Source organism: Bradyrhizobium sp. ARR65, from assembly GCF_000472385.1.
Taxonomy (GTDB): Bacteria; Pseudomonadota; Alphaproteobacteria; order Rhizobiales; family Xanthobacteraceae; genus Bradyrhizobium.
Window position 1 is genome coordinate 190,943 of the sequence record NZ_AWZU01000001.1, and the last position, 26,253, is coordinate 217,195.

At 63.8% G+C, this 26,253-nt stretch carries 18 protein-coding genes and 2 pseudogenes; 10 read left to right on the forward strand and 10 right to left on the reverse strand.

What is annotated here, in order from left to right:
• Positions 1-2: 2 nt before the first annotated feature.
• Entirely contained in the window at positions 3-743 is a 741-nt protein-coding gene (locus F758_RS0101010; protein WP_024506091.1) for an MBL fold metallo-hydrolase, read from the reverse strand.
• Between the two features lie 75 nt (positions 744-818).
• On the opposite strand from F758_RS0101010, the gene F758_RS0101015 reads away from it, so the two are divergent.
• The 4 genes from F758_RS0101015 to F758_RS0101035 all read left to right on the forward strand — a co-directional run bounded on the left by F758_RS0101015 (position 819) and on the right by F758_RS0101035 (position 6,172).
• Positions 819-1,487, forward strand: a complete 669-nt coding sequence (locus F758_RS0101015; RefSeq protein ID WP_024506092.1) for an ArsR/SmtB family transcription factor — start codon at positions 819-821, stop codon at positions 1,485-1,487.
• Between the two features lie 21 nt (positions 1,488-1,508).
• On the forward strand, positions 1,509-2,327 hold the full coding sequence (locus tag F758_RS0101020; RefSeq protein WP_024506093.1) for a nucleoside phosphorylase: 819 nt from the start codon (positions 1,509-1,511) through the stop codon (positions 2,325-2,327).
• 141 nt (positions 2,328-2,468) lie between these two features.
• A complete protein-coding gene (locus F758_RS43105; protein WP_035720391.1) occupies positions 2,469-4,391 on the forward strand; it encodes a cytochrome c/FTR1 family iron permease in 1,923 nt (640 codons plus the stop codon).
• Positions 4,392-4,972: 581 nt separating this feature from the next.
• Positions 4,973-6,172 carry a M24 family metallopeptidase gene (locus F758_RS0101035; RefSeq protein ID WP_024506095.1) on the forward strand — a complete coding sequence of 400 codons (1,200 nt, stop codon included), beginning with the start codon at positions 4,973-4,975 and terminating at the stop codon, positions 6,170-6,172.
• A gap of 202 nt (positions 6,173-6,374) precedes the next feature.
• Here F758_RS0101035 and F758_RS0101040 read toward each other — a convergent pair whose 3' ends face one another.
• Positions 6,375-7,112, reverse strand: coding sequence for a pyridoxamine 5'-phosphate oxidase family protein (locus tag F758_RS0101040; RefSeq protein ID WP_024506096.1), 738 nt, complete (start codon positions 7,110-7,112; stop codon positions 6,375-6,377).
• 78 nt (positions 7,113-7,190) lie between these two features.
• Between F758_RS0101040 and pdxR the strand changes: the two genes are divergently transcribed.
• Positions 7,191-8,633 (forward strand): MocR-like pyridoxine biosynthesis transcription factor PdxR, encoded by a 1,443-nt coding sequence (gene pdxR / locus F758_RS0101045; protein ID WP_024506097.1) that lies wholly within the window; start codon positions 7,191-7,193, stop codon positions 8,631-8,633.
• Between the two features lie 57 nt (positions 8,634-8,690).
• Here the strand turns inward: pdxR and groL are convergent, their stop codons facing one another.
• Positions 8,691-10,316, reverse strand: a complete 1,626-nt coding sequence (gene groL, locus F758_RS0101050) for a chaperonin GroEL (protein ID WP_024506098.1) — start codon at positions 10,314-10,316, stop codon at positions 8,691-8,693.
• A 322-nt stretch (positions 10,317-10,638) separates the two neighbouring features.
• Between groL and F758_RS0101055 the strand changes: the two genes are divergently transcribed.
• On the forward strand, positions 10,639-11,736 hold the full coding sequence (locus F758_RS0101055) for a trypsin-like peptidase domain-containing protein (RefSeq protein WP_024506099.1): 1,098 nt from the start codon (positions 10,639-10,641) through the stop codon (positions 11,734-11,736).
• A gap of 100 nt (positions 11,737-11,836) precedes the next feature.
• On the opposite strand, the pseudogene pdxA reads toward F758_RS0101055, so the two are convergent.
• From pdxA to F758_RS52960, 3 genes and pseudogenes are all read right to left on the reverse strand, one after another.
• A pseudogene (pdxA, locus tag F758_RS43110) lies at positions 11,837-12,860 on the reverse strand (4-hydroxythreonine-4-phosphate dehydrogenase PdxA).
• Positions 12,861-12,872: 12 nt separating this feature from the next.
• Entirely contained in the window at positions 12,873-13,664 is a 792-nt protein-coding gene (locus tag F758_RS43115; protein WP_349542059.1) for a nucleotide-binding domain containing protein, read from the reverse strand.
• A 26-nt stretch (positions 13,665-13,690) separates the two neighbouring features.
• A pseudogene (locus tag F758_RS52960) lies at positions 13,691-13,918 on the reverse strand (four-carbon acid sugar kinase family protein); the annotation flags it as partial.
• Between the two features lie 266 nt (positions 13,919-14,184).
• Here F758_RS52960 and F758_RS0101070 point away from each other — a divergent pair.
• Positions 14,185-14,988, forward strand: a complete 804-nt coding sequence (locus F758_RS0101070; RefSeq protein ID WP_024506100.1) for an MBL fold metallo-hydrolase — start codon at positions 14,185-14,187, stop codon at positions 14,986-14,988.
• Here F758_RS0101070 and F758_RS0101075 read toward each other — a convergent pair.
• Both F758_RS0101075 and F758_RS0101080 read right to left on the reverse strand, forming a co-directional pair.
• Positions 14,967-16,130: an OpgC family protein gene (locus tag F758_RS0101075; RefSeq protein WP_349542061.1), complete on the reverse strand. Its 1,164-nt coding sequence runs from the start codon at positions 16,128-16,130 to the stop codon at positions 14,967-14,969. The genes F758_RS0101070 and F758_RS0101075 overlap by 22 nt on opposite strands.
• A gap of 397 nt (positions 16,131-16,527) precedes the next feature.
• Positions 16,528-17,169 (reverse strand): Mpo1-like protein, encoded by a 642-nt coding sequence (locus tag F758_RS0101080; RefSeq protein ID WP_024506102.1) that lies wholly within the window; start codon positions 17,167-17,169, stop codon positions 16,528-16,530.
• Between the two features lie 339 nt (positions 17,170-17,508).
• Here F758_RS0101080 and F758_RS0101085 point away from each other — a divergent pair, with 339 nt between their 5' ends.
• The 3 genes from F758_RS0101085 to htpG all read left to right on the forward strand — a co-directional run bounded on the left by F758_RS0101085 (position 17,509) and on the right by htpG (position 21,515).
• Positions 17,509-18,219: an SGNH/GDSL hydrolase family protein gene (locus F758_RS0101085; protein ID WP_024506103.1), complete on the forward strand. Its 711-nt coding sequence runs from the start codon at positions 17,509-17,511 to the stop codon at positions 18,217-18,219.
• Positions 18,220-18,319: 100 nt separating this feature from the next.
• On the forward strand, positions 18,320-19,525 hold the full coding sequence (locus tag F758_RS0101090) for an MFS transporter (protein ID WP_024506104.1): 1,206 nt from the start codon (positions 18,320-18,322) through the stop codon (positions 19,523-19,525).
• 106 nt (positions 19,526-19,631) lie between these two features.
• Positions 19,632-21,515, forward strand: coding sequence for a molecular chaperone HtpG (gene htpG / locus F758_RS0101095; RefSeq protein WP_024506105.1), 1,884 nt, complete (start codon positions 19,632-19,634; stop codon positions 21,513-21,515).
• A 110-nt stretch (positions 21,516-21,625) separates the two neighbouring features.
• Here htpG and F758_RS0101100 read toward each other — a convergent pair whose 3' ends face one another.
• Together F758_RS0101100 and F758_RS0101105 are read right to left on the reverse strand one after the other, a co-directional pair.
• Entirely contained in the window at positions 21,626-22,606 is a 981-nt protein-coding gene (locus tag F758_RS0101100; protein ID WP_024506106.1) for a Bug family tripartite tricarboxylate transporter substrate binding protein, read from the reverse strand.
• 192 nt (positions 22,607-22,798) lie between these two features.
• Positions 22,799-25,945, reverse strand: a complete 3,147-nt coding sequence (locus tag F758_RS0101105; protein WP_024506107.1) for a multidrug efflux RND transporter permease subunit — start codon at positions 25,943-25,945, stop codon at positions 22,799-22,801.
• Positions 25,946-26,253: the final 308 nt, after the last annotated feature.

The window sequence follows — 26,253 nt, forward strand, 5'->3', positions numbered from 1 at the left end:
GATCAGGCCGCGGCGGCCGTGACACCCGAGTTGGCGGCTCTGATTTTTGCGGCTTCCGGCGGTGCCGGCGGAATCTCGGCGACCATGAAGCGAACAAACTCGGCTTCGTCCTCGATCATAAAGGCCTGGTTGTGCCGCTTCTCGAAGCCGATCGAGGACCATGGCTTGCCGCTGAGCCGGCGGCCGCAGACCGAGCCCGCATAGGCTCCGGGCAGCACCTCGACGTAGTCGGGAAGCGCCTTCAGTCTTCGTGCACTCCGGAACAGGTGCCTTGCGCCTGCTTCGGCGCTGACGGCGAGTTCGGTGCGGCCGAGATCGCCAACCATGAGAGTGTGGCCGGTCAGGACGAACCAGGGTTCGTCGGCGCGCGTTCGGTCCGTCACAAGAATGCAGATGTGCTCGGGTGTGTGACCGGGCGTGTGCAGCACGGTCGCCGAGACATTGCCAAGCGGAAGGACTTCGCCGTCGCGCACGCCTTTGAACGCAAACGATACGCCTGCCTCCGCCGAGAGCACGTATTCGGCGCCCGCCGCATCGGCGAGAGCCCGCCCGGCCGAAAGGTGGTCGGCATGGATATGCGTATCGATGACGAAGTGAATGCGCATGCCGGCATTGTCGGCGGCTTGCAGATAGGGCTGGATGTCGCCGACCGGATCAACAACCGCTCCCGCGGCCTTGCCGCCGCAGCCGAAGAGGTAGGAGATGCCGACCGGATCACCGTGCAAGAATTGACGCAGGATCATGAGCTTGCACTCCTCTGTGAGAGCAGCTAGACATACATTCAATCGTTCCGCTGAATGATATATTAGGAAGATGCCGTGTCAAGCACCGGACCGAAACGGGCAATCTATGAGAACCTCGCTGAAGTGGCGCAGGCGCTCGGTCACGCTCACCGGCTTGAGCTGTTGGAGCACCTCGCCCAGGGGATGCGCAGCGTTGAGGAGTTATCGGCCCGGGCGCATCTGACGTTCGCCAACACCTCCCGCCACCTGCAGATCCTCAGGCGAGCACGCCTCGTCGAGACGGAGCGTCGCGGCAAGCATGTTCTTTATCGCCTTTCGGGCGATGCCGAGGTGGTCACGCTGATCAAGGCCCTGGGTCGCGTCGGCGAGCGCAATGTCGCTGAGATCGGCCGTGTCGTGAGCGATTACTTTCAGGCCCGCGACGCGCTCGAACCGGTGTCGCGTGATGACCTGGTCGCGAGGCTGCGCGACGATCTGGTCACGGTGCTCGATGTGCGACCCAAAGACGAATTTGCGATGGGGCATCTTCCGGGGGCCCTTAACATTCCGCTCGCCGAACTGGAGCGACGCTTGGGCGAGCTCCCGAAGAGCCGCGAGGTGATCGCCTACTGCCGTGGCCCTTATTGCGTCCTTTCGTTCGAAGCGGTCGCAGCGCTCAGGGCCCGCGGCTATCGCGTCCGCCGGCTTCAGGACGGCTACCCTGAATGGAAGGCGGCGGGCCTGCCGATCGAATCCGTCGCTTGAGACAAGCGGACCTGATGCATCATGGACGAGAGAATTGACCGCGCCGACATCGCTTGGCCGATCATCGGCGGGAAAGATCACGCGGCGCCTTCCGTGTTCCGGCCCGAAGCCCTGTTGAGGGAGGCGCGCAGGCAGAGGCAGTTGCCGCTCCTCGCCGTACCCGAAATCTGCGTGCTGGATCCGGACGGCGACGTCGTCCGCCACCTCAAACGGACCGGGACGGGCCGCATCCATGAAGGATGGGCCTGCTATCACACCGAACTTCTCGCCTTCGATCTTGACGGCATCGGCGAGGCCGGCATCGTGGGATGCGCGGTCGGTGCGCCCTTTGCGGTGCTCGTCGCCGAGCAACTCTTCGCGTCCGGCTGCCGACTGCTCGTCAGCGTCACGTCCGCCGGCCAGATCACTCCCATCGGGCCCACGCCGTACTTTGTCCTCATCGACCGTGCGCTGCGCGACGAGGGGACGAGCTATCACTATCTGGCCGGTTCGATGTTCGCCGAGGCGCCCGACGCAGCGCTTGTCGCGCGCGCGGAAGAGAGGGGACGTGCGCTCGCGAACATCGCGCTACATCGCGGCGCGACCTGGACGACGGATGCTCCCTATCGCGAGACCGCATCGGCGATCGAGCGGGCGCGCCGTTCGGGCATACTCGCCGTCGAGATGGAAGCCGCAGCCCTGTATCCGTTCGGCGCCACAAACGGACGTTCCGTCATCTGCTTCGCGCATGTCACCAACGCCATGGCGCAGACGGACGGAGACTTCGAGAAGGGCGAGGCCGATGGCGCGAAGGCGACCCTGGCTGTCGTCGCCGCTGCGGCTCGCGCCTGGCGCAGTTAGCGGCTCGTGCGATCGCGCGAGAAAGCCGGCGGACAAGCCTCAAAAGAAGTTGACCCCGCGCGGAATTAGAACGCCTCAAATTGCACCGACCCGAAACCGGCGGTACGACCGTCATCGGACAACCTTCAACCTGGCATCCCCGTGAGTCTGCTATCCTTGCCATCGCGCCTCGCAATGCTCGCCATGCTGCTCGCGCCATTATTCTTCGGCGCAGCGATGGCCGAGACGAGCGATGTCGAAACCACGTGGCGATTGTTGGATTACATCGCGGTGGATTACGCCGGCGCCGTGTCGCATGGCGCGGTCACGAGTCCTTCCGAATATGCCGAGCAGAACGAGTTCGCGGCGACCGTTACCGCGAAGCTTGCTGCGCTTCCACCCAAGCCGGAACGGCAAGCGCTTGCGAGGCAAGCCGTCCGCCTGCAGCGCGCCATCGCAGACAAGGCTGACGCCGAGGAGGTTGCGGGCATAGCGCGTGGCCTGGCGGCTGCGTTGCTTGCGGCCTATCCAGTGCCGCTGGCGCCGAGCAAGGTTCCGGACGTCGCACGCGGCGCCACGTTGTTTGCTCAGAACTGCGCCGCCTGTCATGGCGAGGCCGGCGACGGTCATGGGCCGAACGCTGACAAGCTGGATACGCCGCCGGTCGCGTTCACGGATGCCGAACGCGCCCGCCAACGAAGCGTGTTCGGCCTTTACCAGGTGATCACCCAGGGGCTCGATGGCACGGCGATGCCGAGCTTCGACAGTCTTCCGACCGATGATCGCTGGGCTTTGGCCTTATACGCCGGTCAGTTCGCTTTTCCCGAGCCCGCCGCGGTGGAAGGCGAACGGCTGTGGAAGCAGGACGCCGCGCTTCACGGGCTCGTTCCCGATCTGAAGACGCTCGTCGGCACGACGCCCGCAGCGCTCGCGAGCAAGATCGGCCAGGATAAGGCCGACGCTCTCATGGCTTATCTGCGTCGCCATCCCGATGCCGTCATGCAGCAGCAGGTCGGATCGCTGTCACTGGTGCGCAGCCGCCTGACTGAGAGCCTCGCCGCCTATCGTGCAGGGGACCGCAAGCATGCCGGCGAGCTAGCTTTGTCTGCCTATCTCGACGGATTCGAACCGGTCGAACCGGCGCTCGGCGCGCGCGATCGTACGCTCATGGAGCGGATCGAGGGAGCGATGGGCGACTATCGCGCCGCCATCCAGAGCGGAGAAAATGCCGATGCGCTCGCCAAACGTGTGCAGGTCCTCGACGATCTCTTTGATGACGCGGAGGCCTCGCTTTCACCCGATGCGGCAAGCAGCCTCTCAACCTTTCTCGGGGCGGCGACAATCCTGCTGCGTGAGGGGCTGGAAGCGCTGCTGATCGTCGTTGCGATGATCGCCTTCCTCCGCAAGGCCGAGCGCATCGAGGTCATGCCCTACGTCCACGGAGGGTGGGTGGGTGCGCTCGTCGCCGGCTTCATAACCTGGGTGGTCGCGACCTGGGTGATCGGGATCAGCGGCGCGAGCCGAGAACTGACCGAGGGGTTCGGCTCGGTCTTCGCTGCGGTCGTCCTGCTCTCGGTCGGCATCTGGATGCACGGCAAGGCGCAAGCCGACCAATGGCAACGCTACATCCGCGAAAAGATGGCGAAGGCGCTATCCGGCGGTTCGGCCTGGCTTCTATTCGGACTCGCCTTCATCGTCGTCTACCGCGAGGTGTTCGAGACGATCCTCTTCTACGCGGCGCTATGGACCCAGGGAAACGGCGGTACCATACTTGCCGGAGCACTGAGCGCGTGCGCCGTGCTCGCGGTCATCGCCTGGGCGATGCTGCGCTACAGCCGGCGGCTGCCGATTGGCAAGTTCTTCACCTACAGTTCGTGGCTTATGGCTGTTCTGACGGTCGTGCTGGCGGGCAAGGGCATCGCGGCGCTGCAAGAGGCCGGCATCGTCGGCATCGCCCCGCTACGCTCGGTGCCACGTATCTCGTTGGTTGGTTTGTTCCCAACGACGCAAACGATTGCGGCCCAGGTTCTCATGATTGCGGCCCTGGCTATCGGCTTCGCCCTCAATCGTCGAAAGGTCGCATAGAAGAACGGATCGAGCCTTAGTCGCTGCCGCCGCCTTTCTTCGCGAAGACACCGCGATGGGTGCAGTTGACAAAGAGCGGCGAAGACACAGCCGGCGTGATGCGCTTTTAGAAATAGAAAAGCTCCGGTCTTGAAGCATTCTACCGCGCGATCCCGTGTCAACGCAGCTTCGCTGCGTTAAGGCGAGCGACGCTGCAGCATGATGCAGTCGTTGCCAAGTGGGGGGATGTTCGGTGGGCGCACGGGAATGCAGGCGCTGGCGGCTCGTTATCGGTGCCGTCAGCTCGATTGGTGTCGTCGTTAACGTCGCTGAGGTCGCCGCGCAATCGCCAGCTGCCAGTTCGCCGGCCGATCTCGACACCGACAATCTCCTCATCAACATTTTTGAGAGGGACCCCATCATGACATTGGCCCCGTCTGACAGGCCGGGCTGATGGAACCGGGGCGCGTGCGCTCCGATCATGCGCCCGTTCACCGGTTTTCCAAAAAGATCACGCCCGGCCGGAAACCTCGCGCACGATGGCGAATTAATCGCAATCGCGCTCCACGCTGCGGGGTCATAGCCAGGAAGGGAAACGCATCATGCAGGACAGCGCCCGGACTCACGCCGCTTCCCCGGCCATTCCGTTCGATACCAAAAGGCTCGACGAGCTGATGGAGGAGGCCGGCATCGACGTCCTCCTCGCCACATCCAAGCACAATGTGCAGTACCTTCTGGACGTCGAGCGGGCGATCTTCTTCGACTACATGGATGCGCTGGGCGTCAGCCGCTATCTGCCGATCGTGATCTACGCCAAGGGTGCGCCCGACAAGGCCGCCTATGTCGGGCATCGGCTGGAGACGCATCAGCGCGAGGTCGCCCGTCCCTGGGTGCCGGAGCTGCGCACCACGGCCCACGGAACCACGGATGCGATTGCGCTGGCGACGCAATTGATCCGCGCCAGTGGCATGCCGGCGAAACGGATCGGCCTCGAGTGTGCCTTCATGCCGATGGATGCCGGGAAGGCGCTGCAGGATGCGTTTCCGAACAGCCAGGTCAAGGACGCTCTTTATGTGCTGGAGCGGCTACGCGCGGTGAAGCGGCCCGCCGAGCTGGCCAAGCTACGCATGGCGTCCGAACTCGTCATCGAATCGATGCTCGATGTGATCGCCCATCATGGGCCGGGCACCAGCAAGCGCCAGCTCTCCGATGCGCTGCGCGTGGCGGAAACCAGGCGCGGGCTGACGTTCGAATATTGCCTGCTGGCCTGCGGGGCGAGCCACAACCGCGCGCCCTCCGAGCAGCGCTGGGAGCAGGGCGACGTGCTCTCGCTCGATTCCGGCGGCAATTATCACGGCTATATCGGCGACCTTGCACGCATGGCGGTGCTCGGTGAGCCGGACGCGGAGCTGAAGGATCTGCTGGCCGAAATCGAGCAGGTGCAGCGCGCAGCCTTCGCCGCGATCAAGCCGGGTATTGCGGGCGGCGAGATTTACAGCGCCGCCGAACGGGCTCTGCAGACGATGAGTCAGCGCGGCAACACTGAGTTCCTCGCCCACGGCATGGGGCTGGTCAGCCATGAGGCGCCGCGCCTCACCGCCACTGGGCCGGTCCGCTATGACGCCGCCGACGCCAAGCGGCCGCTTGAGCCCGGCATGGTGGTTTCGGTCGAAACCACGATGAAGCATCCCAGGCGCGGCTTCATCAAGCTCGAGGACACGGTGGCGGTGACGCCGACCGGCCACGAGATCTTCGGCGAAAGCGGCCGCGGCTGGAATCTCGGTGGCACCGCGCTGCGGTAGGAACCGGCTCGCGGAACCGGCGATGAACTATCACCGTCACCCCCTGAGGAGGCCGCGCGAAAGCGGCCGGCTCGCCCGGCTCTCGCAGCGGAGCCGTTCATCTTTCGAGGCTCGCTGCGGATGACGGATTGAGATTGGTCGGTTTCAGCTCGTGAGCTCACAAACGCTCGTGTTCTGGGGCGCGACGTCCTTCTCGCCCCATCTACCGCTCAACCGAATCGGATTCCGGATAGGCGACGCCATATCCTTCACGCACGGCATCCTCCAGCTTTCGCCCTTCGCGATAGCTTGCGAGATTGGTCGGGCGCGCCACGCCGGGGAGCAGGCGCGTGCAGGCCTCCGGCGCGCCCAGCACTGTGTAGACCGGCAGGCGTTCGGCGTAGATCGGCAATTCGTAGTCTTCATCGTCGTCCGCGACGCCCTTGGAGCGGATCTTCGCCGAGGCGCGTTCGATCTCCATGGTGACGACGGCGGTCGCCTTGATTTCCTGCTGCGTGCTCTGGCGCAACTGCGCGGTGCGGCCGGGGAAGAAGCGATCCACCATCATCACCAACGCGCGTTCCTTCTCTTCCGGATCGCTCACCAGCCTGGCGCGGCCGAACGCCATCACCGAACGATAATCGGCCGAGTGGTTGAAGCCGCAGCGGGCGAGCACGAGGCTGTCGAGATGGGTCACGGTCAGGCAGGCCGGCTCGCCTTCCGAGAGATTGCGCAGCATCCGGCTCGCGCTGCTGCCGTGCCAGTACAGCCGCGATCCCTCTCGCCAATATAGCGTCGGCGTGCAGAAGGGCTGGCCGTCGATCACGTAGGCCACGTGGCACAGCACGGCTGAATCGAGCAGCGCATGCACGGTTTCGACGTCATAGAAGCCGCGGTCGTGGCGCCGCTTCACGCGGTTGATCTCATCGACGGGATAGCTCGCACTGGTCTTACTGGTCATTCTCGCACTTTTCCGAAGTTGAGCGCCATCTAGGCCACAGTTAAAGTGGTCGGCGCGAGGTCCAATTTTGAGCTGATTATGCCAACCACTTCCAGACGACGCGGCGCCGTGCTCGATGTGCCGCTGCAGTTGGAGCGCGCTGCGGGAAGCCAGGCGCTGCAGGTCTATGCGGGCCTGCGCGGCGCCGTTCTCGACGGCCGGCTAGCCGCAGGCCTGCGGCTACCCTCCACGCGCGCGCTCGCCGACCAGCTTCGGGTCAAGCGCAACGCCGTCGTCATTGCCTATGAACATCTGCAAAGCGACGGGCTGGCCGAGGCGCGCACCGGATCAGGGACGTTCGTCGCATCGCTTCCCGCCCCGCCGCGCCGTGCAAAGCCGCCGCAGGCGGTCGTGCCCGCAGAGGTCAAGCGGCTGCCCAGCAGACCTTTCGCATTGGGCAAGACTTACGCCGATCCACAATTGCTGCGGCGGCTCGCGGCGGCCACACGCCGCCGCATCATCAAAGCCAGCGATGCCGATTTCGGCTACGGCGATCCGCGCGGCAGCGAGCACCTTCGCGTTCAGATCGCGCGCTATCTCGCCGCAAGCCGCGGCTTTGCGTGCGACCCCGATTGCGTCGTCATCGTCAACGGCATCCAGCAGGGCCTGCGGCTGTGCGCCGAGGCGCTGCTGGCCCCCGGCGATGCCGTGTGGATGGAAGACCCGGGCTATCCGGCCGCGCGCAGGACTTTGACCAGGGCCGGCCTGAAGGTGGTGCCCGTCCCCGTGGACGCCGAAGGCCTCGACGTACGCGCCGGGCAGAGGAAGACGGGAGGCGCGAAAGCAGCCTATGTCACGCCATCGCATCAGTTTCCGACCGGTGTCACCATGACGATGGCGCGTCGCACGGCCCTGGTCGACTGGGCGCGCGCGTCAAAAGCGTGGCTGCTGGAGGACGATTACGACAGCGAATTTCGCTACGGCGGTCCGCCGCTGACGGCGCTGGCCGGTATCGGCGGCGGCGATCGTGTGATCTACCTCGGCACGTTCTCAAAACTCCTCGGCGCCGCTCTGCGCCTCGCGTACATCGTGCTTCCGCCTGCCGCCGTCGAGGCCGTTGTTGCGGTGCGCGAGGGACACGATCGCTTTCCGCCGACCCTTGCCGCCGACGCGGTGGCCGATCTGATGGCGGATGGCTTTCTTGCCGATCACACGCGCCGCATGCGCCGGCGTCATCGTGCAGGGCGCGACGCCGTGGTCGCGGCACTCGAGGCCACGGCGGATGGCGCCCTCGACATCGTGAGCCCGCAGCAAGGGTTGCACCTGCTGGCGCTGCTGCCGAAAGGCTTGCCGAGCGATGCAGCGGCCCGGATCCGCGCGCAAGCGCAGGTCGAGACCTGGCTTCTGTCGGAAACGCGCGCGAAGCCTGCGGACCCTGACGGGTTCATTCTCGGATTCGGCGGGCACGATGTCGGCGAGCTGACCGCCGCGGCAAATGCCTTGGGGCGCGCGGCGAAGCACTGTCTCGCAGCCTTGCGCTGAGCGCGCCTCGATCCCGTGTTGCTTCGCCCGGCCGCCCGCGCGGCCGGGCCGTCTGCGTCAGTAGTCCATGGCCGGAGCAGCCGGTGCGTTCGCCTCGGCTTTCTTCGGCTTGTCCGCCACCAACGCTTCGGTGGTGATCAGGAGCGAAGCGACAGAGGCGGCATCCTGCAGCGCAGCGCGGACAACCTTGGCGGGATCGATCACGCCGGCCTTCACCAGATCCTGGTAGTCGCCGGTCGCGGCATTGAAGCCCCAATTGAAGTCCGGATGTTCGAGCAGCTTGCCGACGATCAGCGAGCCGTCCTCGCCCGCGTTGATGGCGATCTGCCGCGCCGGCATCTGGATCGCGCGCCGCACAATGTCGACGCCCGCCTTCTGGTCGTCATTGGCGGTCTTGATGCGCTTGAGCGCATTGAATGCACGCAACAGTGCCACGCCGCCGCCGGGCAGGATGCCTTCCTCGACCGCCGCACGGGTTGCGTGCAGCGCGTCGTCCACGCGGTCCTTGCGCTCCCTGACCTCGACCTCGGTTGCGCCGCCGACGCGGATCACCGCGACGCCGCCGGCCAGTTTCGCGAGCCGCTCCTGCAGCTTCTCGCGATCGTAGTCGGATGTCGTCTCCTCGATCTGCGCCTTGATCTGGGCGATGCGCGCCTCGATATCCTTCTTGGCGCCGGCGCCATTGACGATCGTCGTATTCTCCTTGTCGATCACGATCTTCTTGGCGCGGCCAAGCATGTTGAGCGTGACATTCTCGAGCTTGATACCGAGATCTTCGGCGATGGCGGTGCCGCCGGTAAGGATCGCAATGTCCTCAAGCATCGCCTTGCGGCGGTCGCCGAACCCCGGCGCCTTGACGGCCGCGACCTTCAGGCCGCCGCGCAGCTTGTTGACGACCAGCGTCGCCAGCGCCTCGCCCTCGACGTCCTCGGCCACGATGAGCAGCGGCTTGGCCGACTGAGCGACCGCTTCAAGCAGCGGCAGCATCGATTGCAACGCCGACAGCTTCTTCTCGTGGATCAGCACATAGGCGTCCTCGAGATCGACCCGCATCTTTTCGGCATTGGTGACGAAATAGGGCGAGACGTAGCCGCGGTCGAATTGCATGCCTTCGACGATTTCCAGCTCGGTGTTGAGGCTCTTGGCCTCCTCCACCGTGATCACGCCCTCATTGCCGACCTTCTTCATGGCGTCGGCGAGGAATTTGCCGATCTCGGCATCCCCGTTGGCCGAGATGGTCGCGACCTGGGCGATCTCTTCGTTCGCCGTGACCTTCTTGGCATGCGACTTCAGGTCCTCGACGATGGCGTCGACCGCGAGATCGATGCCGCGCTTTAAGTCCATCGGGTTCATGCCGGCGGCGACCGCTTTGGTGCCTTCCTTGACGATGGCTTCCGCCAGCACGGTCGCGGTCGTGGTGCCGTCGCCCGCGCGGTCGGATGTCTTGGAGGCGACCTCGCGCACCATCTGCGCGCCCATGTTCTCGAACTTGTCCTCGAGCTCGATCTCCTTGGCGACGGTGACGCCGTCCTTGGTGATGCGCGGCGCACCAAAACTCTTTTCGATCACCACGTTGCGTCCCTTGGGACCGAGCGTGACCTTGACCGCGTTTGCCAATATATCGATGCCGCGCAGCATGCGATCGCGGGCTTCGGTTGAGAATTTCACGTCCTTGGCAGCCATGATGCGAAACCTCCTTGTGTTCTGTCAGCTCTTTTAACTCGGCCTTCGAGCATGATCCGGACCCGGGGGCGCTCCGTCATGCGCAACAGCACGCGGTCATGCAGCGGACGGAAATGCATGCACCGCGACGTCATAGGGCCTGGCTGGTCCGCAAAGCGGCCCGGGCGAGAACCGACCTAGGAAAGAAGAGGAACCGTTCAAGAGACTCGCGAAAATTTTTTGGCACTCCCGCGTCCGGACTGCCAGATGTGCCATGAAGGCGCCTTTTCTGCGCCCCAGCTATTCGCCCGCGAACAGCCTCGAAAGCTTCGTGGGAAGGAAAATGAAGGTTTTGCAATTGTTTAACCGCGCGGCCGTCTGGCCCGCGCTGTTGTGGTTGCTCATCGCGGGTGCGGCCGCCGCCCAAATTCCGGACCTTGGCACCGGCCGTGTGCCGACGCTGGCGCCGCTGGTCAAGGAGGTGACGCCTGCGGTCGTCAATATCTCGGTGCAGGGCCGGATTCGGGAGGACAATCCGCTCTATCAGGATCCGCTGTTTCGCGAATTCTTCGACGTCCCCCGACAGCTTGAAAAGGAATTCAGCGCTACCGGATCGGGCGTGATCGTCGACGCACAGCGGGGCTATGTGCTGACCGCGAACCATGTCGTGGCGCACGCCTCCGTGGTTCAGATCACGACCAAGGACGGAGGGAAGTTCGCGGCCAAGCTGGTCGGGCGCGACCCGCCGACCGACGTCGCGCTCTTGCAGATCAGGGATCCGAATGGGCTGAAGGCGCTCAAGCTTGGTGACAGCGATGCCCTGCAGGTCGGTGATTTCGTCATCGCGGTCGGCAATCCTTTCGGACTCGGTCAGACCGTCACCTCGGGCCTGGTAAGCGCACTGGGACGCACTGGGCTCGTCAAGCAGGGCTATGAGGATTTCATCCAGACCGATGCGGCGATTAACCCGGGCAATTCCGGCGGCGGCCTCATCAACCTCAAAGGCGAGCTCGTCGGCATCAACACCGCGATCATCTCGCCAGCCGGCGGCAATGTTGGGATCGGCTTTGCGGTACCGATCAACATGGCGCGCAAGGTGATGGAGCAGCTCGTTGCATCAGGCCATGTCGAACGCGGTCGGATCGGCGTGGCCTTGGCCGATCTCGACGAGCCCGTCTCAGGTCACCTGCAGGGTGCGCGGATCACGGAGGTCAGTCCCGGCTCGCCGGCGGAACGCGCAGGTCTGCGCAAGGGCGACATCATTTTAAAGGCCAACGACGTCACCATCCGCAGCGCCACGCAAATGCGTAACCTGATCGGGCTCACGCCCGTCGGCCAGCAGGTGCGGCTGACGATCGAGCGCGACCGCGCGACGGAAAGCGCCACGGTCGAGGTCGAGCCGCTGGCGGAGCGCAACGCGCGGGCGAAGGTGAGGGGGTAATCTCCCAAGCGGTAGGGCCGAGCAAAGCGAAACCCACCGATCTTGGAGAGGTGATGGGTTTCCGCTCCGCTCAACCCTCCTACAGATCGGGGCGAATTGCTCACGCATTGCTCGCCAGCCGCTCCGCATAGTCGATCGCCTCGATCAGGCTGCGTTCGTTGGCGATGCCCTTGCCGGCGATATCGAACGCGGTGCCGTGATCGACCGAGGTGCGGATGATCGGCAGGCCGAGCGTGATGTTGACGCCGGACAGCTCCTGCCATTTGCCCGTGCCGGGATCGACTTCGAAGCCGAGCAGCTTGACCGGGATGTGTCCCTGGTCATGGTACATCGCGACCACCGCATCATATTGCCCGGCACGCAGCTTGACGAAGACGGTGTCGCCCGGGATCGGTCCAACCACATCAAGGCCATCGGCGACCGCCTTGGCGATGGTCGGCGCTGACACGTCGATGTCTTGCCGGCCGAACAATCCGCCTTCGCCCGCGTGTGGGTTGAGCGCAGCGACGGCGATTCTAGAACGCGCGATGCCGAGGCCCCGCAACGCCTCGTGCGTCAAAGTCGATCACGCGGCGCAATCGCTCCGGCGTCAGTCGCGCCGGAACATCCTGGAGCGCGACGTGGGTCGAGACGTGGCTGACCCGCATATTGCCATGGGCCAGCATCATCACCGAGCCGCGCACGCCGGTGAGTTCCGCAAGCATCTCGGTGTGCCCGCGATAGTGATAGCCGGCCTTGTTCAGCGCCTCCTTGTTGAGCGGCGCGGTGACGACACCGCCGACGCGTCCGGCCATGGCCAGACGCACGCCTTGCTCCACCGCCTTGTAGGCAAAGCGGCCGCCATCGGCGGACAGCACGCCTGGCGCGATGGCGCTGCTCTCTTCATCGGCCTGCAGAAAACCCAGATTGGGCCAATCCGGGTCATCGAGGCAGACGGGGGCCACCTGCACATCGGCACCGAGTTGCCGGTTGGCCTGTTCAAACGCGCTTGCGCTGCCGATGACGAGAAGCCGGAGATCGCCCGCCGCGAGCCGCTCGCGCAGCCGCGCGCAGGCCTTGACGATGATCTCCGGGCCGATGCCGGACGGATCGCCCATCGTTATTGCCAGATGTCGTTTCGCCATGGTCCTTCTTGCCTAGATGAGCGCGTTTTCGCTTAAGAGTTGCCGCCACAGGTCTGGCGGCCCAAATGCGCCGGATTTGGAGATCACTTCAACCCCCTTCCAGGCGCCATCCTCGATCATGGATCTGGGAACGCCGGGCTCCAGCCGTCCGGTGACTGTTAGCGCATGGGCGCCGATGGCAAGACATTGCGCCTTCAAGGTCTCGCCGCCGGAGCTGATCAGGGTTGCGGGACGATCGATCTCGCTACTCAACACCGCGAGCTCGGCGGCGAAGCGCCGTGCGGCTTGCGCTCGCGCGCTTCCCGCCGGTGCATCCAGCTTGACGAAGGCGAGGCCCTCGGCCAGGCGCCGCCTGACGCAATCGACATCGATGCGGCTTTCGGCCGTCAGCGGGACCGTTGCACCAGCGCATCTTGCCACCTGTGCCGCCGTTGCGGCGTGGTCGGAGCCGAACACTCCGAGCACCGGCGCGGCGATCTTGCGCGAGGTTTTCACTTCGGTGCCTGATGCAAGCGCGCTGGCAAGGCCGCCCGCGCCGCACCATAAGACGCGTCCGGCATGCCGCCTGCCGATCTCTACGATGCGCAGCAGATCCTCATCGCTCTGTGCATCGAACACGGTGACGCCGGACGAGAGCGGCTCCGCGATGCTGCCCAGCCCGGCCGCGATGTTCTGGTCCCGGAGCTGCTGAACGATGTCAGGACCGACCGCGCGCCAGCTGCCATCCGCCGCCAGGGCATATTGCCGGCCGTCTTGCGTGCGCCGCCCCTGGTCTGCAGGCAGGCCGCCAGTTCCGCCACCCACGGTCCACGCAGCAGGCTATCGATCTTCTTGAATGCAATCGTGGCGCCGCGGAGCATCGGCGCGAGTTTTTCCACTTTTGCCAAAGCCTGCGTGTGACCCAGCTCGCGTGTGCCGCTGTCGATCGCCAGACTACCCTCGACATGCGATATTGGGCCGTCCGGCCAAAACACCCTGATCGCGCCGCACAGGCCCGTGAACTCGGCGGCGGAGTCGAGCGCTCCGGTCAAATCGTCGGCCAACAGTTTCAGCATCATTCATTCACCGGTCATCTCGCGCTCGATCCTTGCCGCGATGACGGCACAGTATCCCAACGATGTCGTCGTGGCCAAAGCCAGGACCCATAACGCCAGGACTTTGTTGTTGCGAACGTCGTCGGCACCATGACGATTAAAACCCGGCTCGGCAGGAACAACTGTCCCATATGTCCAATCAGGAATAGAGATATCAAACCCGAAGCTAAGAAGGTCGCTCTTTCTCGGGATGCTGATCGCCCAGCCCTTATCATCTCGGAGGACATCAAATGCCCATGTTCACCTGCTTTCAGTGCGGCGCGCAGTTTCCCGAAAGCGACAAGCCGCCGGCGTCCTGTCGGATTTGCGAGGACGAGCGGCAGTTCGTGCATTGGGGCGGGCAAAAATGGCTCACCCGCGAGGAACTTGCGCAATCGCACCAGCCGGTCTGGCGCGATGATCTTGGCCTCGTCGGCATCGGCCTCGAGCCGAGCTTCGCCATTGGCCAGCGCGCGCTGTTGATTCCCGAGCGTGACGGCTGCGTAATGTGGGACTGCATTCCGCTGGCGACGCCCGCGGCCGTGCAGCATGTTCGCTCGCTCGGCGGGCTGAAGGCGATCGCGATCTCGCATCCGCATTATTATGGCGCGCTGGCCGATTGGAGCGAAGCTTTCGGCAATGCGCCGGTCTATCTGCATGCGGACGACCGCCAATGGGTCACCCGGCCGTATCAGGGCATCGTGTCCTGGTCCGGCGAAACCTGCAGGCTTTCGGATGACATCCTGCTCGTGCGCGCCGGCGGGCATTTCGCCGGCGGCACTGTGCTGCACTGGCGCGCCGGTGCCGATGGCCGTGGCGCGCTGCTGACCGGCGACATCGCACAGGTCGCGATGGACCGCCGTTTCGTCAGCTTCATGTACAGCTATCCGAACTATATTCCGCTCAACGCGGAGGCGGTGAGGTCAATCGCGGCAAGGATCGCGCCGCTCGCCTTCGATCGCATCTACGGCGCCTGGTGGGACCGCAACATCGCAAATGGCGCGAAAGCCGCCTTTGATACCTCGGTGCAGCGCTATCTGTCGGCGATCGCGTGATCGTCCTTGGCGCGCGTGGGACCAAAGCGCGCGACCTGGTCCTGCTGCCGCGACCACGACACGTAATAGGCGACCGCCGTCATCAGCACGAGCGCGGTAACGCTGACCAGCACCTGCAGCAGGTAGGAGTTCGGACTGGTGATCAGCACGATGTACCCAGCCAACGAGAGGAACACGCCGGCGCAGAAGCAGGCCAGCCATTCTTCGCCGCATTTCAGGATGGGCTGCATGAGCCTGCTGTGAAACCCATTCCAATCTGCCGGCACGAGCCAGGTGAACAGCAGGGCGATGCTCAGGATATGAAGGACGCGGGCAAGTCCCAAATTCTCGCGGTCGATCGGGATGAACGCCTTGGTGAGGATGTCGGGAAGCATGCTGCCGATAGCAGGACTTTCCGCTGCAACCATCATCAAAAGCGAGAACACAAGATAGGCCAGCGCCAGCACCCGCAGCGGCCAGAGTTCTTGCAGCGTGCGCACAAATTTCCCGCCGGAAAGCGCAAACCAGGCGCCGAGCACGAACAGGAGCTGCCAGCAGAATGGATTGAGATAGGCGCTGCCTGCCGGGAAGGCCGGCAGGCCCCAGCCGAATTGGCGGGATACAAAATAAAGTACGATCGATCCGAGCATGGTCAGATTCGGCCAGCGCAAGAGGCCTGCCAGCGCGACCGGAAAGAACAGCAGCAGCACGATCGCCATTTGCAGCACGTCGAGATTGAGCGGCCGCGATTGCAAGAGCAGACCATGCGTCAGCACCCGCACCGGATCGTTGAGAATGCCGATCACGCGATATTCTTCGATGATGTCGGGCGCGGCATAGCGCGCCGCGGCCCAGCCGATCGCGTTGATGTAGATCACGAACAGGACGATGTGGGCCGCGTAGAGCTGCCAGGCTCTTTTGATGATTCGGCTCGCGGCGACGATGAAGCCGCGCTCCAGCGTCATCTTGCCGTAGAGGATCGCCACCGCATAGCCGGAGACAAAGACAAACAGATCGACGGCGCCGCTGAAGCCGAAATTTCGCATCGTGAAGAGGCCGACCACGTTGTGCGGGATGTGGTCGATCAACATGAAGCAGTTGGCGATGCCGCGCGCGAAATCGATCCGCAAATCGCGGCCATGCGCAGCGAGGCTCGCCTTCATGGTCGGCTGCATAGAAATTGTGCTGGAATCAAACGCCACTTGTCAGAACCGCCATCTAGGGACTTGAGGGCGGCTGTCCAGCCCCGTTGCAATAGCGTTTTTGTGAAGTCACGCCGCATTCGGCGCGGCAGCCCTCGGCTCTGCGATCATATTCCGGGAAAAGTTAACGTGATGCGTTTAGACCGGCGGCCGCCAGGCGTCTCGCAAGGCCGATGCTGGGGAGATCGGCGAGCTCCGGCCGAAGGCCTGATACGCTCTGGTAGCGGCGCACCGTGGTCGGCATTGGGAAGCCGCTCCTGCCGGAAACGCTTGCCAGAGCGCGCGGCAAGGCTGCCAACGTCCAAAAACGGATCGGCCCGCGGCGGGCCGATCGCATCCCTGTCCGCAAGGTTGCGCCTTAGGTGAGATGCGCCGCCTCCTCGGCCTCCTCGTCGTTCCAATTGGCACTGGCGATGGACGTGTCGATCAGTTCTCCGCGCAGAAGTGCCAGCGGCGACTTGTAGTAGAGCGCGATGTTGTGGAACGGGTCGGTCAGAACCTTGAATATCCACACCAGCCCGGTCGAAGCGCCGCGGGTGATGAAGAGCTGCATCATGCGGAACAGCCCGCCGCCGATGCCGATGACCAGCCAGACCAGGCCGACGTGGCGAACGAAATCGAACCTCGCAACAGGCGGGGCAAAGATGCCGAACAGCGTTGGGAAGAAGAACAGGGCGACTGGCGCCAGGCCCCACACGATGAGAAGCACGATCTTCCGATTCTGGTTGTAGCCGACCTTGATGGCTTCCTTGTATTCGTTGGTCGCCTGGTTCATGCTGTCATAGCCGTTGGGCTCGAAAAAGAAGTGACCGGTCTGCCGTGTCAACATCGCGAGCCAGCCGACCACGCCGGCCGTCGCCGGATCCTTGAAGAGAAGGGCATAGCAGGCCAGGAAAATCACGGCGCTGATCAGGTGCAGCGTCTGATTGATCCGGCTTTGATGATAGTAGCGATAATCGTCCCAACGCTGTGTGCGCAGCGTGTCGTTGAAGCGGCTCATGCGAATCCCCAGTGGTTAAGCAGCAGGCGCACGCGTAGGCCGGTTCGGTGAATGGGCTGTGACAAATGAGTGTTGTCATACAATTTGTGCGTTTACATGCCAATAAGTTGCAACTGCAACAAACGTCTTGTTTCGTTGATCAGTTCTACTGCGGCATAAGCGGCTCTATCCCCTCACCTTGAGGAGCTTGCGCCAGCCAAGCGTCTCGAAGGATGAGGTCGTATCGGGACCTCATGATTCTCCTGGCGATGCGGAGCATCGTCCGGAGATAGCGCATTCGCGCCTCCTCACCATGAGGATTTACCGACGCAGTCGGACTAGCTTGAAGGGATGGTTCACATGATCGATCAACCCAATAACCGCTATATTCCAGCTCATGCCGGTGCCTTCGAATATCCGCTGATCAACTTTGCCAGGTGCCTTCGTGCGCCGGAGAGAATCAAGATCGTGGCGATCGGCTCGTCCTCGACCGCAGGCGAAGGCGACATCGTGCCTTATCCCTATCGCCTGGAAACGGCGCTGCGGATCAAATACCCGGACCGCGTCATCGATGTCCTCAACAAGGGAATTGGCGGGCAGGAGGCGCCGGAGGAGCTCGAGCGCATGCGGCGCGATGTGATTGTGGAGGCGCCTGCGTTGACGATCTGGCAGGTTGGCACCAACGCTGTCTGGCAGCAGGGACACGATCTCGACTTTGTCGCGGCCAAGATCGATGAGGGGTTGAAGCTGCTTGCCGGCACGGCCACCGACGTCGTCGTCATGGACCTGCAATACGCACCCGCTGTGCTGACGGACGACAAGATCGATGCAACGCGCCGCATGCTGTCGCTGATCACCAAAATCGCGGCTGCCAACAAGGCGAACGTCTTTCGCCGATTCGAGCTGATGCGAAGGTTTGTCGAAGTCGAACGACGCTCGTTCGACACCATCATCGATCCGACCGACCCGGATCGACTGCACCAAAGCGATTTCAGCGCGCGCCGCATCGGTTATGAGCTTTGCGAGGCAATCGCGGCTGCCGCCGCGAAGGTCGGCGAACCTCCGGCGTGATGTTGTCCTGACTGAGAACGATTTTTTTTTGCCACTTTGTGTCGGAAACGACCATCCTCCTTCGTCTTGCAGGCACTGACCACGGCAAGAGGAGAGAGGCATGGCGTCGTCCTATCGCTGGGTGATCGTGGCCTGCGGTGCGCTGATGACATGTGTTGCCATCGGCGCGATGTTTTCGCTCGCCGTCTTTCTGCAGCCGATGTCGGCCGCGACCGGGTGGTCGCGCACGGGGATTTCGAGCGCGATGACGCTCGATTTCCTGGTGATGGGGGCGGCCGGCTTCGGCTGGGGCGCGCTGAGCGACCGGATCGGACCGCGTGCGGTGGTGCTGGCTGGGGCCGTCCTGCTCGGTCTCGGACTGGTGCTGGCGAGCGGGGCGACGTCGCTGTTCCAGTTCCAGCTCACTTACGGCCTGTTGGTGGGGCTCGCCGCCGGCGCCTTCTTCGCGCCGATGATCGCGGCCGCCACCGACTGGTTTACCGACAATCGCAGCCTTGCGGTGTCGCTGGTCTCAGCCGGCATGGGCGTGGCGCCGATGACCATCTCGCCCTTGGCGCGCTGGCTGATCTCGGCTTACGACTGGCGCACCGCAATGATGGCGATCGGCATGCTCGCCTGGGCATTGCTGATCCCCGCTGGCCTTCTGGTCCGGCGCGCCCATGCCGCGAAGGCTGCTCCCGCGGCAGCGCAGGCCGCGGCCGCCGAGCCTGCGATGTCGGCGATGGAAGCGTTCCGCTCGCCGCAATTCATCGTGCTCGCTCTCACCTTCTTCCTCTGCTGCGCCGCGCATTCCGGGCCGATCTTTCACATGGTGAGCTATGCCATCGGTTGCGGGATCGCACCGCTCGCCGCGGTCTCGATCTATAGTCTCGAGGGTTTGTCGGGGCTCGGCGGGCGGCTTCTGCTCGGGCTTCTCGCCGATCGCTTCGGGGCCAAGCCGGTGTTGATCGCAGGCCTCATGGTGCAGGCGGTTGCGATCGCCTGCTATCTCTTCGTCAGCTGGTTAGGCGAATTCTATGTGCTCTCGCTGGTGTTCGGCACGGCCTATGGCGGCACGATGCCGCTCTATGCGGTGCTGGCGCGGGAGTCCTTCGGCCAGCGCGCCATGGGCACCGTGTTCGGCGCCATGACCATGGCGTCCGCCATCGGCATGGCCTTCGGCCCCTGGGCCGGCGGGCGCATCTTCGACGCCTTCAGCAGCTATATGTGGCTCTATCTCGGCGCCTCGATGGTCGCGCTGGGCGCGGTCGCCGTAGCCTGCGTTTTCAGCGCGCGACCGCAAGGCAGCCGGTTGCAGGTGGCATGAGACGAGGGGCGGCGCAATGCGCCGCCCAGGGCCGCAATCGCAAGGCTTGATCGGAAGATCGGCTTCGCTATATCGACGTCTTGCCATTCCTTTCCGGGTAGGACGTATGACCACGAGCGACACCGTTTCCGCGACCCAGCCGTTCCAGGCCGAAGTCTCCGAGCTCCTCAATCTGATGGTGCATTCGGTCTATTCCGAGACCGATATTTTCCTGCGCGAATTGATTTCGAATGCCTCGGATGCCTGCGACAAGCTGCGCTACGAGGCGATCGCCAGACCTGAGCTGATCGGCGACGGCGAGCCGCCGAAAATCCGCATCCTGCCGAACAAGAAGGCCAATACGCTCACGGTCGCCGATACCGGCATCGGCATGGATCGGCAGGAACTGATCGACAATCTCGGCACCATCGCCCGGTCCGGCACCAGGGCCTTTGTCGCCAAGCTCACCGAGGCGAAGGACGGCGCCGGTCTGATCGGCCAATTCGGTGTCGGCTTCTATTCCGCGTTCATGGTGGCCGAGCGCATCGTCGTCACCAGCCGTCGCGCCGGATCGAGCGAGGTGTGGACCTGGTCGTCTTCCGGCGGCGCCGGCTTCGAGGTCGCACCTGGATCCGAGGACGAAGCCAAGCGCGTCACCCGCGGCACCGAGATCGTGCTGCATCTGAAATCCGAGGCCGCGAAATATCTCGAGACTTACGAGATCGAGCGCATCGTCGGCGCCTACTCCGACAACATCCAGTTCCCGATCGAACTGGTGGCCGAAGAAGGCGAGCCGCGGCAGATCAATTCGGCAAGCGCGCTGTGGCAGCGGTCGAAATCCGAACTGACGCCGGAAGACTATAAGCAGGCCTATAAGTCAATTGCGAATGCCTTCGACGAGCCGGCGCTGACGTTGCATTACCGCGCCGAGGGCCGCTACTCCTACGCCGTCCTGCTGTTTGCGCCTTCCACAAAGCCGTTCGATCTGTTCGAGCCGGCGCGCAAGGGCAAGGTCAAATTGTATGTCCGGCGCGTTTTCATCACGGATGATGCCGATCTGTTGCCCGCTTACCTGCGCTTCATCCGGGGCGTGATCGACAGCGAGGATCTGCCGCTCAACATTTCGCGCGAGATGCTGCAGAATAATCCGCAGCTCGCGCAGATCCGCAAGGCCGTCACCGGTCGGGTCATCAGCGAACTCGAGCAACTCGCCGAGAAAGACCCGGAGAACTTCAACAAGATCTGGGATGCGTTCGGCGCCGTGATCAAGGAGGGCATCTACGAGGATTTCGAGCGGCGTGACAAATTGCTGGCGCTCTCACGCTTCACCACCACGAGCGGCGAGCGGCGCTCGCTCAAGCAATATGTCGCGGAGTTGAAGCCCAACCAGACCGAAATCTATTTCCTGGTCGGCGACAGCCTCGACCGGCTGAAATCGAATCCGCGCCTGGAGGCGGCGCACGCGCGAGGGCTTGAGGTGTTGCTCCTGACCGATCCGGTGGATGCCTTCTGGACTTCCATGCCGTTCGAGTATGAGGGCAAGCCGCTGAAATCGCTGAGCCAGGGCGACCTCAATTTCGATCTCATTCCGCTCTTGGACGAGCATGCCAAGGAGAACGAGAAAGCCGAGCCTGCGGCGGACGAGTCGGCCACGATCGCCCTGATCAAGGCGAGCCTCGGCGATCGCGTCACCGACGTCAAAGCCTCGACGCGGCTGACCACCAGTGCGTCATGTCTCGTGGCCGGCAGTGGCGGGCCGGACCGCGCGCTGGAGCGCTTCCTGGCGCTGCAAAATCGCGGCACCAACGCCAAGCCGATCCTGGAGATCAATTTGCGGCATCCGCTGGTCACGGCGATCGCGAGGAACGCGGCCGGATCGAAGCTGGTCGACGATCTCTCGCTGCTCCTGCTGGAGCAGGCGCAAATCCTCGACGGCGAATTGCCCGAAGATCCGGCGGCATTCGCCGCGCGGCTGAACCGGCTGGTGCTGCAGGGCGTGGGAGCGGGGTAGAGACGCAAATTACGAACTCCGTCATTCCGGGATGGTCCGAAGGACCAGACCCGGAATCTCGAGATTCCGGGTTCGATGCTGGCGCATCGCCCCGGAATGACTGAGCCTTGTTACTCCTTTCTTACCCCCGACAGCTCCACCACCTTGCGCCAGCGCTCGGTCTCCGTCGCAAGCATCGCGCCGAACTGCGAAGCATTGCCGGTGATCGGGATCGCGCCGAGTTCGGCGATGCGCTGCCTGATCGCCGGATCTACAAGCGCGGCATTGATCTCCTTGTTGAGGAGATCGACGATCTCGCGCGGGGTCTCGTGCGGCGCCCCGACGCCGTAGAAGGAGCTGGTCTCATAGCCCGCCAGGGTGTCGGCGATCGGCGGCACATCGGGCAGGATGTTCGAGCGCTCGCGCGTGGTAACGCCCAGCGCGCGGAGCTTGCCGGCCCGCACCAGCTCGAACGACGAGGTGACGTTATCGAACATGCCCTGAATCTGTCCGGACATCACGTCGGTCAGCCCCGGCGCGGAGCCGCGATAGGGTACGTGCGTGAACTGCACGCCTGCCAGCGCCTTGAACAATTCGCCGGATAGATGCAGCGACGTACCGATACCGGAGGACGCGATCGAGAGCTTTCCGGGATTGGCCTTGGCATAAGCGATGAACTCGGCGACATTCTTGGCCGGCAGGTCGTTATTGACGACCAGCACCAGCGGAATGCGCGCGACGCCCGCGACCGGCGCAATGCCTTTGGCGAAATCGAACGGCAGCGACGGATCGAACGACGCGTTGATGGCGTTTGCCGTCGAGGTCAATAGCAGCGTGTAGCCGTCCGGTGGCGCGGCAATCACCGCCTGCGTGCCAATATTGCTTCCTGCACCCGGCTTGTTCTCGACCACGAAGCTCTCGCCGAGCCGGTCGGAGAGCCGCTGACAGATCAGCCGAGACAATACGTCGGTCGCGCCGCCCGCGGTGTAAGGCACCACCCACCGCACCGGGTGCGACGGATAGGCCGCGCTGGCGAGAGCCGAAGCGGCCGGGCGAAAGACAGGCAGCGCTAGGCCGGCGACGGATTTAAGAAAACGTCGTTTGCTGATCATGATTACCAAATTCTGTTTTGACGCATCTTCGTGCAGGTCAGTGGTGAGCGCGTCACCCGTAACCAGGATCGCCGAATGCTTCTGATCTTGCAGGAATTGGGCCAGTGCGCACCAGCCTCCCGGAATCGTGGTAAAATTCACATTGCAGGGGAAAAGAGCGCTTGGGAGCAGCGTGCTGGGCGTTGTTCGCCGTTACTCGGCGGCGTCCTTCAGCTTTTGGCTGTGATCGTTCGGCTGCGCATGCGCGGCCTTGCGCGGCGTGGTCCAGCGCGTCAGCGCGTTGGAGAGAGTGTCGAGGTAAAGGTAAATCACGGGCGTCGTGAACAGCGTCAGCGCCTGGCTGACCACGAGTCCGCCGACCATGGCATAGCCCAGCGGCTGACGAATCTCCGACCCTGTGCCCGTGCCCAGCATCAAGGGTACGCCGCCGAGCAGCGCCGCCATCGTCGTCATCATGATCGGGCGAAAGCGCAGCAGCGCTGCTTTCCGGATCGCCTCGCGCGTGGACAGGTGCTCCTCGCGTTCCGCGGCGATCGCGAAGTCGACCATCATGATCCCGTTCTTCTTGACGATGCCGATCAGCAGGATGATGCCGATCAGCGCGATCAGGCTGAAGTCGAAGCCGAACCCCATCAGGATGGCGAGCGCGCCGACGCCGGCCGACGGCAAGGTCGAGAGGATGGTGAGCGGGTGAATATAGCTTTCGTAGAGGATGCCGAGGATCAGATAGACCACGACCAGGGCCGCCAGGATGAGTAGCGGCACGGTGCTCAGCGATTGCTGGAACGCCTGCGCGGTGCCCTGGAAGCTGGAATTGAGCGTCGGCGGCGCGCCCATGCTGGCCATGGCCGTCTGGACCGCATTGGTGGCTTGTCCCAGCGCCACCCCGTCGGCGAGGTTGAAGCTAATGGTAACAGCAGGAAACTGGCCCTGATGCGCGATCGCCAGCGGGCGCACCGGCACGGTGGTCCATTTGCAGAACACCGAAAGCGGAACCTCCTCGCCCGTGGCCGGCGATTTCAGGTAGATCCTGTCGAGCGTTTCGACCTTGCCCTGCAGCTCGGGCAGGATCTCCAGGACCACGTGGTAACTGTTGAGCTGGGTGAAATATTGCGCGACCTGACGCTGCCCGAATGCGTCGTAAAGCGTGTCGTCGATGAGCTGCGGCTGGATGCCGTAGCGTGATGCGGTGTCGCGGTCGATCCGGAGCTGCAGCGTCGTGCCCTCGGTCTGCTGGTCGGTGGCGACATCGCGCAGCTCCGGCAATTGCTGCATGCGCTCCAGGATTTTCGGAGCCCACTCGTTCAGCTCCTCCAGATTGGCGTCCTGCAGCGTGAATTCGAATTGCGTGCGCGTGGCGCGGCCCCCGAGCCGCACGTCCTGCGACGCCTGCATGTAGAGCCTTGCGCCTTCGACCTTCTCCAGCTTTGGCCGCAGCCGCGAGATGATCTGCTGCGCATCGACATTGCGTTCCTCGCGCGGCTTCAGCGAGATGTACATGCGCCCCGAATTCAGTGCAGTGCCGCCGCCGCCGATGAACATGGCGATACTATCGACGGCGGGATCGGCCTGCACGATCGCGTTGAGCTCCTCCTGACGCCGCTTCATTTCGGCAAAGGAGATGTCCTGCGGCATCTCCGAAACCGCGGTCAGCAGGCCGTTGTCCTGCTGCGGGAAGAATCCCTTGGGGATGATCAGGAAGAGATAGACCGACAAGGCCAAGGTCGCAAAGAAGATGCAGAGCGTGACAAAATTCCATCTCAGCGCGAGATCGAGGCCGCGCTCATAGGCGTGCAGCAAGCGCTCGAACGCGCGTTCGCTCCATTTGTAGAACCGCCCATGCCGCGCCTCGCTCTCCGCGCGCAGAAAGCGCGAGGCCATCATCGGGGTCAGGCTCAGCGACACCGCCATCGACACCAAGATCGCCATCGCCAGGGCCACCGCGAATTCCCGGAACAGGCGGCCGATTACCCCGCCCATCAGCAAGAGCGGGATCAGCACCGCGACCAGTGAAATGCTGATGGATACGATGGTGAAGCCGATCTCGCTCGCGCCCTTGAATGCCGCGGCGAGCGGCCGTTCGCCGTGCTCGATATAGCGGCTGATGTTTTCCAGCATCACGATGGCGTCGTCGACAACGAAGCCCACCGCGATTGTCAGCGCCATCAGCGATAGATTGTCGAGCGTATAGCCGAACGCCCACAGCAGCGCGCAGGCACCTAAAAGCGCCAGCGGCACGGTGACCGCGGGAATGAAAGTGGCCCAGAAGCTGCGCAGAAAGACGAAGATCACCATGATCACGAGGCCAATAGTGATCAACAGCGTGATCTGCACCTCCTGGACGGCGGCGCGGATGGTGACAGTGCGGTCGCTCATGATCCTGATCTTGATCGCCGCCGGGATCGCCGCGATCAGGCGCGGCAGCTCCGCCTTGATGCGGTCGACGGTGGCGATGACGTTCGCGCCGGGCTGCTTGAAAATGACCAGGAACACGCCGCGCTGCCCGTCGGCCCAGGCGGCCGTCTTCATGTCCTCGGACCCCGCAATGGCCTGCCCGACGTCGCGGATGCGCAAGGGCGCGCCGTTGCGGTAGGCGATGATGACGTCGTTCCAGTCCTTGGCGTCGAGCAGTTGGTCGTTGGCGTAGATCGTGAAGGCTCGCCTGGTCCCATCGATATTGCCCTTCGGGCTGTCCACGGTGGTGAGGGCGATCTGGCTGCGGACATCCTCAAGCGACAGGCCCTTGACGACCAGCTTGGCCGGATCGACCTGGACCCGGATCGCCGGCTTCTGCTGTCCGCCGATGAAGACCTGCGCCACCCCCGAAATCTGGCTGATCTGCTGGCCGAGCTGAGCATCGACGGCGTCGCTTACCTTGATCAGCGGCAGCGTGTTCGAGGTCGCCGACAGGATCATGATCGGCGAGTCCGCCGGATTGACCTTGCGATAGGTCGGCGGGGAGGGAAGGTTTTTCGGCAATTGCCCGCTCGCCGCGTTGATCGCTCCCTGCACATCATTGGCGGCGCCATCGATATTGCGGTTGAGCTCGAACTGGATGGTGACCGCGGTCGAGCCCAGCGAACTGGTCGAGGTCATCTGCGCAATGCCGGGAATCTGCGCAAGCTGCCGCTCTAGCGGCTGGGCCACGGAAGAAGCCATGGTTTCGGGGCTGCCGCCCGGCAGGCTGGCCGAGACCTGGATGGTCGGGAAATCGACCTGCGGCAGCGGCGCGACCGGCAGCAGGGGATAGGCGACAAGGCCGATGAACAGGATGCCGGCCATCAACAGCGATGTGCCGATCGGGTAGCGGATAAACGGCGCTGAGATGCTTTCGTTCATGCGCAAGGTCAATTGGCTGGCGCATCTTTTCCCGAAAGCCGGGAGCCGCGCCCGAAAGCCGCGGGCGCAGACGTGCGTTTCCTCTCCAAAAGTCGGGCGGGTTCAAAGAATCCGCGATTCCTGACCCGCCCGTTGGGGCCAGCTAACCACTCCTCAGGCGCTTGCGCGAACGGAAAGGCAGGCCGGATGCATTCGACCTTCGTCCTATCGTCGGCTGCCTGCGAGAGCGCCCTCCATGGGGCGCGCGCCAAGCGGCCCTTTAACTGTCCCAGTTAACACCTCCTGAAGCCCCGCCGTCTATAGCTTGG